Raw genomic sequence first — 16846 nt, 5'->3', positions numbered from 1 at the left:
TATGAATAAAAAATATGAAGTTACTCAAGTCAAAAAAAATAAATTTTTATTTCAAAAGGACGATCCAAAAGAGCAGGAAGTAGAAGTCTATTTAATGAAAGATGCAGAAGATAAGCAGCCGGTGTTTTTATTGAAAACATCTGAGACAAGCTTCTCCATTGAGTTAGATCCGATGGATTATCGTCCCTATTTTCTTTTGAAATTTGCGGATAAAGCCTATACAATTGGAGAAAGAACACTTCCGGTGGCAGGAATGAATAACTTCCGGGATATGGGAGGATATGAAGCAGAGAATGGGAAGACGGTTAAATGGGGAATGCTGTATCGTTCTGATCATATTTATAATGCAACAGACGCTGGGGTCGCCTATTTAAAAGGGCTGAATATTCATACGATCATTGATTATCGAAGCGATGATGAGATTAGGAAATATCCTAATAAGATCATTGATGAAAAGATCAAGACGCATCAGCTCGATCCCGTAGCGCATGCTGCCGAGCTGGCTGCTCAGTTTACCTCATCGAAGCAGGATGAGGACATTAATTTAATCAATAAGATTGTTGAACAGAAGGAAAAGGGCACTTTAGTCAACCAGGCGGATGTAGTACTCGAGCAGTACCGTACATTTGCCAATAAAGAAAATTCGAAGCAGGCCTTTGGAGAAATGCTGCGTCTTTCAGCAGATCCGGATGCTCCTGCTGTTCTGCAGCATTGCCGTGGCGGGAAGGACCGTACAGGTTTTGGAGCTGTGCTCATTTTAGGTGTTCTAGGTGTGAAAAAAGAAGATTTGGTAAAAGACTATATGCTCACGGAAAAAAATCGTCAGGAGCGTAATCGTGTAAAGATGGAAGGATATAAAAAATTGACTGACGATCAGGACGTCCTGGATCATTTATATTCCTTCATTGACACACGTTCAGAATTTATTGCTACATCGATTGATACGATCACCCAAAAATATGGATCTATTGAAAAATATGTGATGGAAGAGCTCGGAGTAAGCCGTGAGATGATCGATACAATGAAGGATATGTACTTGGAATAATTTTATAATGTAAATAGAAGGAGAGATTACCATGGATATAGACTTGTCAAATAAATTTGGATTTTTAGATGGCAAAGCTAGGTTTAAGGCGTTATTTCTCCTTCTTTTGCGTTCAGAAGCCTATATGACAAGTGAGCGGCTGGCAGCAGAGCTGGGCGTTACGTCCAGAACCATCAAAAACGATATTCGTACGTTAAAGGAAGAACTTGCTAAAGCGGATCTGCTGATTATATCCAAGCAGTCACAGGGCTATAAATTAGAAATTACCGATAAGGAATACGAAAATCGAATTAAAGAATTCTTCCAAATCTATCAGCCTAGAACGATTGATACGGAATTTGATAATCGGGTGCAATATATTTTGCGGAGGCTGTTATCCTCACATTTACCTGTAAAAGTAGAATTCCTTCAATATGAGCTGAATGTCAGTTATCCATTGAGTAAAGAATTGCAAATGGTGAAGAAAATCCTGTTTGATTATAATCTGCTGCTTGCTGTAAAGCCGCATTATGGAATGCTTGTTAAAGGACCGGCTTTTAAAAAGATTATGCTGACGATACGCATCTATAAATATTTTGATAAAAACCCGACAGGTGATTTTGGGATAAAGGAATACAATAAGCTTTTCCTCTATGAACGGATGGATATGGAGATTATCAGAAAAATATTTTATGAGACCATCACGCAATCAAGAATTGTATTCTCTGACATTAATGCAGAACGTTTTATTATTTATTTCGTATATTTCCGTAATCAAAACCTGGACGAGAACGAGATAGAACTGGAACTTCCGGAGATTGCGTTTGATTATCAGACAACGGAAGAATTTGAACTGGTAACTCAACTGATTAAAAATTTACAGCAGGAATTTGAAGGGTTTCATTTTACAGAAGATGTTATTCAATTTTTAACCTATATTGCAGTTATCAGCACAGATCTGTATCGGTTTAAAGATTGTTCGGTTGAAAATTATGACAGTCTGATTGCATTAGCTGAGGAAACACGGAATTTTCTGCTGAAGAAGTTATCAGGATATTTACAAATTGATGCATTTGATAGCGAGGTATGTTTAAAAGATCTGCTTAAAATAATGATACCAATTAGCATGAAAATAAAACTCGGTGTATCTGACTGTGTTGATTTAGGCTATAGAAATATCAGGGATAGTAATGAACAGGATCCATTTTTACTGCATGTCATGAAAAAGATCTGTCAGCAGTTTCAGCAGCAATATGGCTATACCTTCTCTGAAAATGAGGAGCATATGATTTTTAGTACGTTTTTGCTGATGCTGAATCGAATTGAATTAGACCACCGGAAGCTGCGGTTAGCGATTATTGCCATCGATGGCAGACTAAGCACACAACAGTTAAAATTCAATTTACAGCACCATTTTTCAGACTATATTGAAAGAATTGAAACAAGAGTTTTATATGAATTAGATTCGATAGCTTATAATACATATGATTATTATCTGTGTGCAAACTACGGGAAAAATATGAATATCCATTACTCCCCGATTTATTTTGCAGAAGAGGGCATGACAGAACTGGAGTATGTTGACTCACTGAAGCATATTTTTTTAGATGCTTTTGATTATAATAAGAAAATGCCTGAAATGAGGTATGAGGAAATAGAACCAAAGTATAAGTTCAATCATTTCCCGATCGAAGCTCACTTTCAGTATGGGTGTGATTATGAATACATTGAGGTTCCTGGAGATATACATATTCATATTTATCTCCATCTTACTTCAAAAAAGGAAGCTTTCAAAATCTTTTCCTTTCCCCAAAATGGTTCCGCGCAAATAGGCGGAGACGAATATTACTTGCTTATTAATTTAAATGTAAATGGGGACAAGCAGAAACTGCGGATGCTTTTAGATATTTTAAACCGGATGGTAACAGATAAAAATAAGCTGGTCCGCCTATGTAAAGAAAAGCAAACGAACTATAGTCAACTTTTTATTTAGCAGAAATCATGAACAGAGAAAAATTCAGTTTGCACAATGAAAGGGAATTTGCAACAGGAAAAAGAAGCGGTTGTCCAAAACAGATGATTTAAGGTAATCAGAAGCGGTAAGTGGTGGTATGGAGAAATTTATAAAAGAGAATTACATAATCATGCAGGTATAACGCTATATATGTCTGCAACGGGGTGTGGCTATGCATTGTTAAAAGTAAGGAATGAAGTGGCTGCCATTAAAACATTTGTAAAGTTACTGACCGGGAAAGGTAAAACACATTTTGTCAATCTTATTTTACAGGTTGTCCGGATAGCGGAAGAGAATGTCTATTGAAAGCTCCATACAGATGGTAGAGGCTCTTTTAGAGAGTAGAGATATAACTTTTCTTTAAATACAAAGCGCTGCTTACTTTCCAATGAAGGTAAGCAGCGCTTTTGTACGCAGTGAAGTGAGTATAAACTTTCGTAATTATAATGAGAACAAGAGCAATCAACCTTTTGAGGATAAAGAACTCAGCAGAAGGACTCCAATAAGTGATTGCCCTGTGATGAAGGGGGAATAATCCATCTTTGGAAAGCGCTTACCTTTGAGGGCCGGCAGGATTGTTCCCGGTAAAGGTGACGAGGAGCTCATTAAGTATATTAGTGAGACTAATGGGAATGGAAACTCCGCTCTCTCCACTATTTTCAATCATAACGCTTAATTGGTGGCAGCGTGCGATTTGTCTTTCCATTCGAATTTTAGAAACAGGCTGAAATAATACTGTACCATCTTTAAAAATAATATTGCATCCACTATCTTGTTTTACAATTTTTGAAACATGACGAAAAAAAATCCATGCACATGCCGGGTTGGAGAGGCCATGTGTTGGAAAAACAAGAATTCCTAAAGTAGAACTGATGGGAATAGGGGTCTTCATTTTAAATGGTGTGTGATGTAGAACAGATGCTCTTCTTCCGGCATAGGAAGAGAAATATTTCATGCAGTTCTGTTCAATGATTGCAAAGGGTTTTTCATGGAAAGTAAGCATGTTTTCCTGATCGGCTTCAAAGACTTTAGATTTATTTCTAGATGATCTGGATGGTAGTATTGCCATGGTTTTGTCAGTTATTTCATAATTTGTTATCATTATAATCCCCCTTTGACATGCTTTTTTAACATATTATGTATGGTATAAAATAGTTTAACATATTGAAAATAATAAATAAACTTAAACTATTTATTTGGGAAGGTTAATAACTGGTAGAAGACACTATAACATGTAAGGAGTCCGTTGACGGCGTTTTTTTCGGGGAGTGATGATGTTTCCTTATCGGGATGGGATAATGGGAGAAGTTTTTTCTTAACGGATGAACAAAGAACCTCTTCATAAAACATGTAAGCTTTGCAAGAGGTTCTTTAGATATTTTGATGAAATTTGATAACTGTATTCGCCTCAAGGAAAATAACTAGGAGTAGCAGCGATTTATGATGCTTGTTCCACTACATCATCAGGTATTTCAATTTCATCCATATTATTTATATCATTATAATTTACTTGGATATTTATATCTACATTTCCAGTTTCATTTTCAACAGTAAGATTATATTCTAAATTCTCAATGTAGTAATCAGCACTGTTTACTTCAAAGGAGAAATCTAAAGTCATGTCTTCGTCAGAGATATCAGAGCCGCCCACCAGTATATTAAAAGGACCTTCAAAAGCCTCGTAAATATCACGTTCAAAGCCGTTATAGCTAAAAGTGTAAGTTCCGCCTACCGAGTCAAATTCAGCATAATCAATGACATTCTCCAGAACCGAAACAATGTCTCTATAGGAAGGGCTAAACAGGGCTTCATCTTCTTCTGCCTCTCTCTTTACCCAGGGTCCGTCAGCTTCTCGTGTGTATATTTCATTATCTACACGATACGTATCAGTAGATGTTTCTTCTCCATCTGATTCAATTGTTGAAATTTGATGCAGAGCAGCAGGGTCTTCTGTCAAATTAACCTCTATGCTATAGTTTACTGTTCCCGTAAGGTCGGAGGTATTAATACTAAATTCGGCAGCATATTGACTGACGTCACGGTAAGAATTTAGAACGTTATCAACAACTTCCTCTTCACTTGCTTCCTGGGAACAAGCAATTAAAAAAAGCAGCAAAGAAACAGCAAGCAAAGCGAATACCTTTTTCACGTTTTCACCACCTTTCCTAAGTTTTGGGTAAATAATATTACATTCTATATTATAGTCTATATCATTCGTAAAGGTTTTGTAAATTGACTGCAACATGGAAATGAATATAGCTTTCTTCTTTATTTTGGAAAACTCCTTTTTCTTCCTCTAAAAAGAAAGCAAGCTGTTAGCTGTCTTCTTGTTCTTCCGCTGTTAATTGCGTAAACAGCATTTTAATATACTTCCCTTTATCCTCTAGATTGGTATGCTGTAAGGCATTCTGATAGGAGTCAACAACGCTCTCCATTAGAAATAGATTAGGAGTGTTTGATTGTAGCTGTTCCAGTAAATATTGATGATAATATGTCAGCCTCTGATTTTTCAATTTTTCTACATGACTACCCAAATCTGTTAATGTTTGCTGCAAAGTCATTTTAGTGTCTTTTTCCGCAGCATGCTTTTCTTGTTGATAGAGAAGGAAATAGTCTGCTTTCAAAAATGGCGGATGAGTGTTGGTTTTCTCAATTTGCTGTAGAGCGAAGTAAATCGTCTCTTCAATAGGAATTTCTGTTTTACCAAGGTCCATCAATATTTTTGAAGTTAAATGGATTGTGCCGAAACAGGTAACAGCATCGTCATAGGCATATTCCTGTTTTTCGTCACCAAACACGTCGCGGATTCGTGCTGCCATCCATGTTACTTCTTCCAGATATTGCTGGTTTAAGAATTCTTTTAATTCTTGATGTGCTTTATCTGAACTCGCCAAAGAAGCAAATAATGCCATCAGGTTATGTTTTTTATCGATATGAAAACGGGCAGCAATCTGCTTTACAAAAATATCTTTATCTGAAGGAGATTTACCAAGGGCAAGCTGTTGCCGGTCATGGATTACTTCCTCTTTAATAAATAACAAAATAGCCATTAAGCATGCTGTTTTGGATGAAAAATAATTATAGAATGTTCCTTTTGATACATTCGCTTCTTCTAGAATATCCTGAATCGGCGTTGCAGAAAAACCTTTCTTGATAAAAAGTGTTTGTGCAGCTTCGATAATTTGCTTCTTTTTCTTATTCATATAACCGTCCCTTTGTGTGATTTTAAGAAATTAGAACTTAAGTACAATATTTATACTAGTCTATATTTATTGATATATCAACATTTGAAGATTGTTTGAAGATTTTTGTTGCATTTATTAGACTGTAGGTATAAAATAGTTAAGTCTTAAGAGAGAAAGTTGCTTTGAAATGAAGTAAAAAGGATTTAACCCTCTTCAAGATGCTTTTTTTGCACTTCAGAAAACCATAAAAATAAGATCGTGAAGTATTTCGATGGAGCAGAAAATATAACATACCGAGTAGAAGAAAAATAATCGTTTCTCTGCAGGATGAGGAAATGTGATTTTTTTCTGAGGAAAGAAAGTGAGGGTCTTTAATGACTGATATTCAGGAGATGCATAAGCAACCGCCTTATGGCATGATTGCTATTTTATTCATTGGGGCGTTTGTCGCAATTTTAAATGAAACATTATTAAATGTAGCACTGCCTTCCATTATGGCAGAATTTGAAGTAAGCCCGACAACAGTTCAATGGCTGACAAACGGGTATATGCTTGTAAACGGAATTCTTATTCCGGCGAGTGCCTTTTTAATTCAACGTTTTACAAATAGAAAGTTATTTTTAACGGCAATGACTTTATTTACATTAGGTACATTAGTAGCCGCTATTTCACCAACCTTTTCCGTTCTGTTAACGGCAAGGCTAATCCAGGCAGCAGGCTCTGCTGTGATGATGCCCCTGCTAATGAATGTGATGCTGACTGCTTTTCCCATTGAAAAGCGCGGTACGGCAATGGGGACTTTTGGTCTTGTAATGATTGTAGCGCCTGCCATTGGTCCGACATTATCCGGATGGATTGTTGAGCATTATGATTGGAGAACATTATTCTATATTGTCTTTCCGATTGCTATTATTTCTTTATTAATTGGCGTATTCAAATTGAAAAACATTACGCAGCAGCGTGATATCAAGCTCGATGTATTGTCAATTATTCTGTCCAGCTTTGGTTTTGGCGGTTTATTATATGGATTTAGTTCAGCAGGAGATCCAGATATGGGCTGGAGCCATCCAGCTGTTTATGTTACATTAATTGTCGGAGTAATTAGTGTCATCACACTTATCCTTCGTCAATTACGTATGGAAGATCCGATGCTTGAGTTCCGTATTTTCCGTTATCCAATGTTTGCATTATCCTCGGCAATTTCTGTTGTGCTGGCAATGGCATTGTTCTCCGGGATGATTTTAATTCCGTTATATGTGCAGACAGTCCGGGGCTTTACACCGTTTGAGGCAGGGCTGTTAATGCTCCCGGGAGCACTTGTGATGGGGATTATGTCACCAATTACCGGGCGCTTGTTTGATAAATTTGGTGCGCGTACATTAACCATCATTGGTTTAACGATTACGGGTATAACAACTTACTTCTTTACACAGTTAGATATGGAAATTACGATCACATCGCTTATGGTTATCTTTGCCGTTCGTTCATTTGGAATGTCTATGGTGATGATGCCTGTAATGACAAATGGATTAAATCAATTGCCGATGCATCAAAACCCGCATGGTACAGCAATGAACAACACTTTGCAGCAGGTATCAGGTGCGATCGGTTCTGCCTTATTGATTACGGTAATGAACAGCCAGACAAATAAAGAAGCAGAAGCACTGGCTGAGGAAGCAATGAAAAATATTGATCCATCGCAAATACCGACTGGCGCTGCAGCGGAACAAATGCAAGCTGAAATAATGAATGAGGCCATGCTTCATGGAATTAACTTCTCGTTCTTTATCTCCTTGTTAATTATTGTTTTAGCATTTATTCTGGCACTGTTTATTAAACGTGTTGGTACGGATGGGAAGATAATTACGAAAGCAGCTGAATAAGAAGGAAAATCCGCGGAGTATCACCCTTACTCTGCGGATTTTTATATCACAATATTTGTGTTCATAATTCCCCCTATTACTACATAAGGAAGCATCATTTTTTTGTTTATGAAGAGAAAAGTCACGACATGTCCTGATTGAACTGTATCATATCGAGACCATAAGGGAAGAGAGAATATCAGCAGCTTTTTGGATAATAAAAAAGAAGAGCAGCTTCTGCGTGAACCGCTCTTCTTAAAATGCTCTTCCATCAATAGATTAAAAAATTCTATTTGACTACTGTCCAATTTTGGTCTGCAGCGGGAATAAATTCTTTTGTGTTTTCTAATTCCTCAATAAGCATTTCGGTTATCCCAAATGGAAATTCTTTGATAATTTTTTCTGAATGAAACATATTGTAGCCGCCTGTGCCACTTGCACGATAGCTGCTGGTGGCAACGCGGTATTTTTTATGCAAATTGATAGGTTCTCCATGGACAGTAAGATTCGTAATTCGTTTGCCTTCTGGTTTGCTCAATTGAACAGTATATTCAATTCCTTCCCACATATCATAATTATAGCTAAGCAGACGGGGATGCTTCCATGATTCATTTATGACAATATTTTCATTCTGATCTAACGTGAGAAATGTATTGGTAAACTCCAGGGAAGCACGGATTTCTTCCCCTGTCACTTCCATTACCACTAATGTATTAGCGTATGGATAAAAGGTGTGCATATCCCTTCTGGTGAGTACTTTCCCAAATGACATCCCATGTGTAAGAAAATAAGCTGTTGATGCCAACTCTGCGCCTGTTACCTTCAGAAATGTTTTATTCACCCACTCAATCATAGGGTGTTCCTTGACCCAAACATCTGACAAAGGATCGTTAATCTGCAGCATAGATGGATCCGTGATTGTTGTGAGTGTTTCATCAAGCCAGGCATCTACTTCTTTTTCAATATCCTCTATCTCCGATAATATCGTCTCGTCTGCTGCTGCGTCTTTTACAGAAAGGAGAGAGGTTTCCCGTTGGACTAATTCATAAGGTTTACTGCTACCCTTCTTTTCAGCCCATAAATCAATCCGACCGACAAATTCACCCTTTGTTCCAGATTGGATAACTGCTCTGTTGTCTTCTGTAACAGCTTGATATACCAAGTGCTGATGACCTGTAATCAGTACATCTATCTCTGGAATAGCCGCTAACAGCTCATTTCCTTGATTTTCTCCGTTGCTGACAGCTATGTGCTCTCCGGTTACAGGATCTTGTTCAAATCCGCCATGGTAAGCAATAACAACAATATCTGCTCCCAGCTCCTCTTTTAAAAAAGGAACCCATTTTTTTGCTGTTTCTACCGGGTCTAAGAAGTCAAAGCGGTCAATATGCCGATCAGGCTCCCATACGGGAATGTTTTTCGTTGTTAATCCAAGAATGCCAACAGTCAGATCATCATATTTTTTAATGAGATATGGTGTTCCAAAGTAAGGCTCTTCTGTTCCTTTTTTTACTGTATTAGCAGACAGCCAGGGGAAATTGGAGTCGTGAATCGCCTTTTCCAGCTTTTCACGACCATAATTAAACTCATGATTTCCAATAACTGCTGCATCATATTGAATGTTATTACAGGCTGTAATGACAGGGTGTATGGTGGTTTCATCCTTCTTTTCAACAAGTGCAAAATGAGAAAGCGGTGTGCCTTGCAGCATATCCCCGTTATCAAGAACAATCACATGCTTTTCCTGTTCCCTGACTGATTTTATGATGGAGGAGACCTTTGCATATCCTTTTCCGTCATAACTTTTATCCTGACTGTTATAGGGGGAGATTTTGCCATGAACATCACTTGTAAATAAGATAATAATTTTCTGTTTTTCCATATGTAGTGGCTCTCCTTTCTTATTTTATAAAAAATCTTTTTTTATTGGCTTTAAACAATTCGTTTTCGAAGCGCACTTGAAATCAAGTCAACAATTAATACAACAATGACAATACCGATAATAATGATGCCAACCCGATCCCAGCTTCGGCCCTGGATGGCAAAAATCAACGGTGTCCCAATACCGCCTGCTCCAATTAAACCTAAAGTGGCAGCAGAACGCATATTGATTTCAAATCGGTATAATGTAGCAGAAATAAAGCCGGGTAATACTTGGGGAATTACTCCGAAAGCAAGCTGCTGCAACTTATTTCCTCCAACTGCGGCAATCGATTCAACAGGGCCTTCATCCATTGCCTCTACCTCTTCTGCATATAGCTTGCCCAGCATGCCGATTGCACCAATACCAAGTGCGAGCATGCCCGCATATGCACCAGGACCGACAACTTTAATAAATAAAAGAGCTAAAATAATATCAGGCATCGTCCGGAAGAAGCTCAGAATTCCTTTTCCACTTTGTGAAATAAGCGAAGTGGAGCTAAGATTTTTTGCGGCCCAAAGTCCAATCGGAATAGCAAAGATAATGGATAGCATAATTCCCACGACGGCAATGGCTAAGGTTTCCAACAGCCCTCTGATCAAGTCTTCTCCATCTGGACTGTAGATAAAGCTGAGGTCGGGTGAGATAAATCCATGAATAATATTCTTGGTCACTGGCCATGCTGTCTCTTGTATTCCTCTAAATTCAATCCCGGAGAATGCCCATATATACAGAGCAATGAGAATAATAAAGAGTGTTGTAAATTTCCATCTTCTTTTTCTTCGTGCTTTTTTTAACGGATCAGATTGATTCATAGCAGCTTCTCCCTTATTTTCAAACTAATTAAATCAATTAAAATAACAACAACTAAGGTGTATAGAATCAGTGCCAGAACTTGATCGTAAGCGAAAAACCCAAGTGCACGATCATAATACAGCCCAATTCCGCCAGCTCCCACTAAACCGAGAATAGCTGCAGCCCGAATATTGATTTCAAATGTATATAGAACATAAGAAACAAAATGCGGCAATATTTGCGGAACAACGCCAAACGCAATCCATTGTAATTTGTTTGCACCGACAGCTGTCATCGATTCAAGCGGACCGTTGTCAATATTTTCGATTGCTTCAAAGGATAGTTTTGCAATAATTCCAATAGAAAAAATGGATAAAGCAACAATACCGGCAATTGGCGAAAAACCAAGAATTGCAGCAAAAATCGCCGCTAATAGCAAGTCTGGAATAGTTCTTAATATGTTTAGGCCAATTCGTGACGCTTCCACTAACCAGCGGATTCGGAAAATATTACGTGCGCAAAGGAACATGATAGGAATGGAAAGTATCATTCCGAAAGTTGTTCCAAGTAGTGCCATTCGAATCGTATCAAGCATTGCCGGGGTTGTGGTTGCAATGTAAGACCAGGCAGGGGGGAACATACTGCCAATCAAGTCAAACATATTTTCACTATTTCTAAAAAAAGTAAATGGATTCGCGTCAATGTATATAGCGCTTATTAGAACAATAATAAATATCCCGATAAGAAAAAGATAGAATGACCATCTCGATGGTTTGGACGGAACTGGACCATTTAGCTTTGTGTCCATCATAGGTTTTCCTCCCCTAAAAGTTCATCTTCTTTTAATGATCGACCGTAAATTTCCTCAAACACCTCATCCGTTGCTTCTGCAGGCGAACCATCAAACACTACCTTTCCTTCCCGCAAGCCTATGATTCTGGTTGAATATTCTTTCGCCAGATCTACAAAATGCAGATTAATGATGACGGTTACTTCATCCTCTGTATTTATCTTTTTTAAATCATCCATTACCTGTTTAGTAGTTACGGGATCAAGGGATGCAGTCGGCTCATCAGCTAAAATAATTTTCGCTTCCTGTGCTAATGCCCTGGCAATTGAAACACGCTGCTGCTGTCCGCCTGATAATTCGCTCGATCTGGTATACGCTTTATCCAATATGTTTACTCGTTCCAGTGCTTTCAAAGCCAGATCCACATCTTTTTGTGGAAATAAATTCAAAAGGGTTCGTAAGGTATTGTTATGTGCGACACGTCCAGAAAGTACGTTACGTAACACACTGGAGCGTTTAACAAGGTTGAAATTTTGAAAAATCATTCCAATGTCCCGGCGTATTAAACGCAAGGATTTTTCATTTGCCGAAGTAATAGACTGTTCATTTATTCTTATATCTCCAGAAGAAATATCAATTAAACGGTTGATCGAACGTAATAGTGTTGATTTACCAGCACCTGATAATCCGACAATGGAGATAAATTCCCCTTTGTCGATCGTTAAATTAATATCCTGTAATCCTTTTACACCATTAGGATATATTTTCGAAACATTTTCTAATTCAATCATTTTTTATCCAACTTTCTTTTCAGAAATAGTTTATTACGCTGTAATTGTCTTTGATGGGATGGGTAATCGCAGTCCTGTTCCGCTGGTGAAATCCAGTGTAACGGAATGCTTGCCCTTTTGCTGAATCTGTATGTGTAAAAGCTCTGTGAAAAAACTGTATGCCGGACTTACAGATAATTTGCATGAATTTATAACGTATTCGTGTCTAAAAAAGGATGTTTAAAAAGAAAATTTCTCCTTTTAGACATCCTTTTAAAAAGTGTAATACCAGATTGAAAATAAAAATAATTTCTGAGGGGCTTATTCTCCCTGAATTCGTTCGGAATATTCGCGGACAATATCAAAGTTCGAGTCTTGTGATTCTACATAGCCTTCATGTGTATAAATATCGCGGACAATTTCTAAGCCTTCCTCTGATTGTCCAATATTAATAAAAGCCTGCTGGATTTTTTCTTTCCATTCATCGTCCATATCTGTTTGAACAGCAATTGTGTCATTTGGAATAGGCTCTGTATAAGCAATAACCTTTGTATCTTCAAATACATCCGGGAAATCAGATAAAACGACATTACGTGCATCCTGGAAGATAGCAGCTACATCTGCTTCACCATTTAGGACAGCAGTAACAGCAGCATCATGCCCTTGGAGTGTTAATGGATTGACATCCGCCAATGGATCAATGCCTTCATCTAATAAAACAGCTGCCGGCCATACATATCCGGCTGATGATGTTACATCCTGAAATGCAACTGTTTTTCCTTCTACATCTGAAATATCATTAATATCAGAATCTGCTCTCGCGATAAAGATTGCATAGTAAGAGTCGACAAGTTCATCTGTACTTGTGCCGTCTTCATTTACCCCATAGCGCTGAGATTGTAAGATAACATCTGCTGCACCATATTCGTCATGTGCCTGTATATATGCGTTTGGAGGCAGAAAACCAACATCAATTTGTCCTGAAGCCAAAGCTTCAACCACAGTGTTATAATTAGTTGATACGCTTACAGTTACATCAATACCAAGCTCATCTGCCAGTAAGTCTTCCAAAGGTTTTGCTCTTGCTTCTAATGTTTCTGCATTTTGAGAAGGTACAAATTGAACGGTTAGCGAATCAGGTACGTATGTATCTCCATTTGAAGTGTTATCGCCACTGTCACCGCCATTTGCATCACCATCGGAATCTCCACACGCAGCAAGCAGGAGCAAGGCAAACGCAATGAAAAAAGCTCCTAATTTTTTCAACTTCATACTTGAAACCCCTCCTAAATAAATATAGATTTAGACTGTTTATGAGTTTGAAACGCTACTTTACTAGTATAACATGGAATATTTACTAGGAGATACAAGATTTTTGTTTAAAAACAGTAAATCTTGTAAAAATTTCTCGATATTCCATTCATCACTTGAAAATTTTGTTATTATAAAATTATCAAGTTGTAAACGATCGGAGCAATTTGTTTATTACAGGAGGGGAGGACAGCTGGACAAAGGTTCGTTAACAGTCTGATATATTTTAGTTCGTACATCGTTTACGATTTCATTTAAAGATGACAGAATGCTCTATTTAATCTGAATCATGTATTTCAAAAACTGGGAGGTATGTAAAGGATGAAACATACTTTAAATTTCATTTTGTCAGCTCTAATGCTAGTAGTGTTTTTTGGGCAAGCAGCAGTCGTAGAGGCAGAGGGACCAAATGATCCGGCACCTGTACTTTATCCTGAGGAGCCAAACGGAATGAAGGTTTTGTTCGATAATAGCCATGGGCAAACAGCTGGACAATCTGATTGGGTCATTGATGGAGCTTTTTCGGATTTTGCAGATGCATTAGCTGAAGAAGGTTATGTTGTTAAAGAACATCGTAGTACAGTCCCTTTATCCCTAGGTGACCTGGAAGGTTTCAATGTGTTGGTTATTCCAGAAGCACAAATCCCTTTTAAGGCGGAGGAGCAGGAAGCAATTGCTGCATTTGCTGAAAATGGAGGAGGCGTTTTCTTTATTGCCGATCACTATAATGCTGACCGGAATTTTAACCGCTGGGATTCGAATGAAATTATGAATGGCTGGCGGCGTGGAGCATTTAAGGACCCTGCTAAAGGAATGAATGCCGGCGAGAAAGAAGCAATGGCTGGTGTTGAAAGCAGTGACTGGTTAAATGAAGAATTTGGAGTGCGATTCCGTTTTAATGCAATTGATAATACGATTGGGGATGTCATTGTTTCTTCAGAAGAATCATTTGGTATCACAGAAGGAGTAAGTGAAGTCACGATTCACGCCGGTTCTACGCTTGCGGTTATGAATCCCGAGATTGCAAAGGGCATTGTCTATTTGCCTGATGGGTTAACAGAAAGTGAGAACAAATGGAATTCTGCTGTGGATCAAGGCGTTTATTTTGGCGGCGGTATAGAGGAAGGACCGTTTGCTGCTATCGGGAAAAAGGGAGACGGAAAATCAGCCTTCATTGGAGATTCCTCGCCAGTAGAGGACAGCACCCCGAAATATCGTAATGAAGAGCATGGAGAAATAAAACGAACCTATGATGGATTTATTGACGCGGATAATGGCGAACTATTAGTTAATATGGTTAATTGGTTAGCAGAACAGGAGGATTATCAAACTTTTTCAGAAATTGATCTGCCTTTAGATGATTCTTCTCCAATTTTACCAATGGAAACACCAGAACAGTCCACTGAGCCTGAAACAGAGCCATGGAGAAATCCGGCGCAAGGTTATCTATGGTATGATCAGTCAACCTTTGCTGATGGCTCTTTTGGTTCAGAAGTGGATCCGCCAACGGAAATCAAATATAACATTGACACCCCGGAAGTAGTCCCTATTGACGGGACACCATTCGAAGTCACCGTAACACTGACAGATATGAGTCCGGGTCAGGTTATTGAGAATGCAGAAATGCAAATTTATCTGGATGGCGGGAAAGCTGTTTCACAGATACAAAATGAAGATGGAACATGGCCGTCAAACTATGGCTATCAAAGTATCGGCACGTTAAAAGCGGATGAAACTGGACAGGCAGAAGCCACTGTGATCATGCGAACTGGTAATGGTGCTTCAGAGGGGAATGCAAATATAAGACTGCGTCTGGGGTCAGGAAATAATGTATTTACCAAAACGATTACACTTGGTACACAAAGCTTTTTAATGGAACAGAGTGAAGGGATGTTTTTGATTGCAGGTTAACCAGAATGAATCAGATTTGAAATGGGACGATTGATTTTGGTTTATATGTAAGGTAGATAGGGACTGGACAGTGAAAACTTTTCACTGTCCAGTTAACGTGCCACTTCAAAAAATAAGGAAACACATCATTTCTAAGCGGGAGAGCAGACAGCAAGTCAACAGCCCGTTTGGTTCAAGAGCCTTTAAAGAGGCTGTTTTGCGTCACACCTTTAGGTGCATGCAGGACTACAAACAGCGGTTTTGATGGGGCTAGTAGCCGCAGTCCCACTTGTATGAAAACAAACGTATTTAGGCTTACTAACTTATTTAGTCTAAACCGAGTCCTGTTACACTGTGATAAACTTAAGACTCCTTATTTGCTATTTCCCTTTCCCTCTTTAAATGGAGCTCTTTTTGCTGAGATTCAAAGGAAGAAATCGAAGCCTTTATATTGCTGATCTCCCCCTGATAGATCGTGATTTGCCGCTGGATGTCCTCTATTCTTTGTTCCATCTGGGTTTCTGTCAACTGTTTAAAGCTGTCTGCTAAAGTATCATGCCGGAAATCATTCAACTGATTGCTGTTTTTTCCTGCAAATGTTTCTGAAGTAAATTCAGGCTGTAGATAAGCACTTTTCATAGTGTCCAATGCCGTTTTTGTTTCTGTTAATTCCATTAAAGCCTTTTCTAAACGATGTAATTTCCCTTGATTATCTATGAAACGCAAGTTATAAGAGCCGAGAAGCTGCTGAACATTCATTAACGCTGCATCGATCGTACGAAGTGCTGAATCCATTAGATAACCTCCATTCTTTGATTATTTTTTCTTTTATCAGAAAAAAATGGTATTTATAAATTGAATCTATTATACTGGAAAACAAGAAAAATTTATAGTGTATTCCAGTCTTTTAAATGAAACTATACAGAGAAGTGGAGGGGGAATGATGGGAGAAATAAAACTGAATCGTCCCGCTGTAGAAGGAAAACATCGGCAGATTACAGCAGCTGTCAATCAGATAGAAACCTGGGAAAGTCAACCGATAGATGCACAGAAAGCGATGGAGGTGGCGGAAAAAATGCAAGACATCGCTGTGCAGTGGCAACAAGTAATGACATCTTATCAAAATATCGTCAATCAGCATCTTGCATTAAGCGAGGCGGCACTGGATAGCTTAGAGGAAAAAGAGCGGCAGGCAGCAAAAGGCATCGAAATGCTCAAGTAAAAGAAAGGGGGATTGCAGGAAAAAAATGAAGCGCTTAAAAGCGGAACCAATTCACGAAGCAA

At 38.3% G+C, this 16846-nt stretch carries 15 protein-coding genes; 6 read left to right on the top strand and 9 right to left on the bottom strand.

Annotated elements, in window-relative coordinates; translation table 11 throughout:
• Position 1: 1 nt before the first annotated feature.
• From FLK20_RS15705 to FLK20_RS22135, 3 genes are all read left to right on the top strand, one after another.
• Positions 2 to 1045 carry a tyrosine-protein phosphatase gene (locus FLK20_RS15705; protein ID WP_152657543.1) on the top strand — a complete coding sequence of 348 codons (1044 nt, stop codon included), beginning with the start codon at positions 2 to 4 and terminating at the stop codon, positions 1043 to 1045.
• Positions 1046 to 1076: 31 nt separating this feature from the next.
• The gene (locus tag FLK20_RS15700; protein ID WP_152657542.1) at positions 1077 to 3017 is read left to right on the top strand and encodes a BglG family transcription antiterminator; all 1941 of its coding nucleotides are present in this window, start codon (positions 1077 to 1079) and stop codon (positions 3015 to 3017) included.
• Between the two features lie 198 nt (positions 3018 to 3215).
• Positions 3216 to 3344, top strand: a complete 129-nt coding sequence (locus FLK20_RS22135; protein ID WP_255473839.1) for a hypothetical protein — start codon at positions 3216 to 3218, stop codon at positions 3342 to 3344.
• Between the two features lie 247 nt (positions 3345 to 3591).
• Here FLK20_RS22135 and FLK20_RS15695 read toward each other — a convergent pair whose 3' ends face one another.
• The 3 genes from FLK20_RS15695 to FLK20_RS15685 all read right to left on the bottom strand — a co-directional run bounded on the left by FLK20_RS15695 (position 3592) and on the right by FLK20_RS15685 (position 6241).
• Positions 3592 to 4140: a competence protein ComK gene (locus FLK20_RS15695; protein WP_152657541.1), complete on the bottom strand. Its 549-nt coding sequence runs from the start codon at positions 4138 to 4140 to the stop codon at positions 3592 to 3594.
• Between the two features lie 336 nt (positions 4141 to 4476).
• Positions 4477 to 5187: a DUF6612 family protein gene (locus tag FLK20_RS15690; RefSeq protein ID WP_152657540.1), complete on the bottom strand. Its 711-nt coding sequence runs from the start codon at positions 5185 to 5187 to the stop codon at positions 4477 to 4479.
• Between the two features lie 166 nt (positions 5188 to 5353).
• A complete protein-coding gene (locus tag FLK20_RS15685; RefSeq protein ID WP_152657539.1) occupies positions 5354 to 6241 on the bottom strand; it encodes a TetR/AcrR family transcriptional regulator in 888 nt (295 codons plus the stop codon).
• A 356-nt stretch (positions 6242 to 6597) separates the two neighbouring features.
• Between FLK20_RS15685 and FLK20_RS15680 the strand changes: the two genes are divergently transcribed.
• Positions 6598 to 8106: a DHA2 family efflux MFS transporter permease subunit gene (locus FLK20_RS15680; RefSeq protein ID WP_152657538.1), complete on the top strand. Its 1509-nt coding sequence runs from the start codon at positions 6598 to 6600 to the stop codon at positions 8104 to 8106.
• Positions 8107 to 8374: 268 nt separating this feature from the next.
• Here the strand turns inward: FLK20_RS15680 and FLK20_RS15675 are convergent, their stop codons facing one another.
• The 5 genes from FLK20_RS15675 to FLK20_RS15655 form a co-directional block, all read right to left on the bottom strand.
• Entirely contained in the window at positions 8375 to 9967 is a 1593-nt protein-coding gene (locus FLK20_RS15675) for a bifunctional metallophosphatase/5'-nucleotidase (protein WP_152657537.1), read from the bottom strand.
• Positions 9968 to 10017: 50 nt separating this feature from the next.
• Complete coding sequence (gene phnE, locus FLK20_RS15670) at positions 10018 to 10821, bottom strand: phosphonate ABC transporter, permease protein PhnE (protein WP_152657536.1); 804 nt, start codon at positions 10819 to 10821, stop codon at positions 10018 to 10020.
• A complete protein-coding gene (gene phnE, locus FLK20_RS15665; protein WP_152657639.1) occupies positions 10818 to 11609 on the bottom strand; it encodes a phosphonate ABC transporter, permease protein PhnE in 792 nt (263 codons plus the stop codon). The genes phnE (FLK20_RS15670) and phnE (FLK20_RS15665) overlap by 4 nt, the downstream gene beginning before the upstream one ends.
• A complete protein-coding gene (gene phnC / locus FLK20_RS15660; RefSeq protein ID WP_152657535.1) occupies positions 11609 to 12382 on the bottom strand; it encodes a phosphonate ABC transporter ATP-binding protein in 774 nt (257 codons plus the stop codon). The genes phnE (FLK20_RS15665) and phnC overlap by 1 nt, the downstream gene beginning before the upstream one ends.
• A gap of 300 nt (positions 12383 to 12682) precedes the next feature.
• The gene (locus FLK20_RS15655) at positions 12683 to 13633 is read right to left on the bottom strand and encodes a phosphate/phosphite/phosphonate ABC transporter substrate-binding protein (RefSeq protein WP_152657534.1); all 951 of its coding nucleotides are present in this window, start codon (positions 13631 to 13633) and stop codon (positions 12683 to 12685) included.
• Between the two features lie 360 nt (positions 13634 to 13993).
• Between FLK20_RS15655 and FLK20_RS15650 the strand changes: the two genes are divergently transcribed.
• The gene (locus FLK20_RS15650; protein WP_152657533.1) at positions 13994 to 15583 is read left to right on the top strand and encodes a motility-associated ABC transporter substrate-binding family protein; all 1590 of its coding nucleotides are present in this window, start codon (positions 13994 to 13996) and stop codon (positions 15581 to 15583) included.
• A 342-nt stretch (positions 15584 to 15925) separates the two neighbouring features.
• On the opposite strand, the gene FLK20_RS15645 is transcribed toward FLK20_RS15650, so the two are convergent.
• Positions 15926 to 16357, bottom strand: coding sequence for a YwqH-like family protein (locus FLK20_RS15645; protein ID WP_152657532.1), 432 nt, complete (start codon positions 16355 to 16357; stop codon positions 15926 to 15928).
• Between the two features lie 148 nt (positions 16358 to 16505).
• Here FLK20_RS15645 and FLK20_RS15640 point away from each other — a divergent pair, with 148 nt between their 5' ends.
• A complete protein-coding gene (locus FLK20_RS15640) occupies positions 16506 to 16784 on the top strand; it encodes a DUF5344 family protein (RefSeq protein WP_152657531.1) in 279 nt (92 codons plus the stop codon).
• The last annotated feature ends 62 nt before the right edge of the window (positions 16785 to 16846 follow it).

Source organism: Oceanobacillus sp. CFH 90083 (assembly GCF_009389585.1).
Lineage (GTDB): Bacteria > Bacillota > Bacilli > Bacillales > Amphibacillaceae > Oceanobacillus.
Note: the sequence above shows the minus strand (reverse complement) of the source record. Positions and strands in the feature narration are given on the sequence as shown.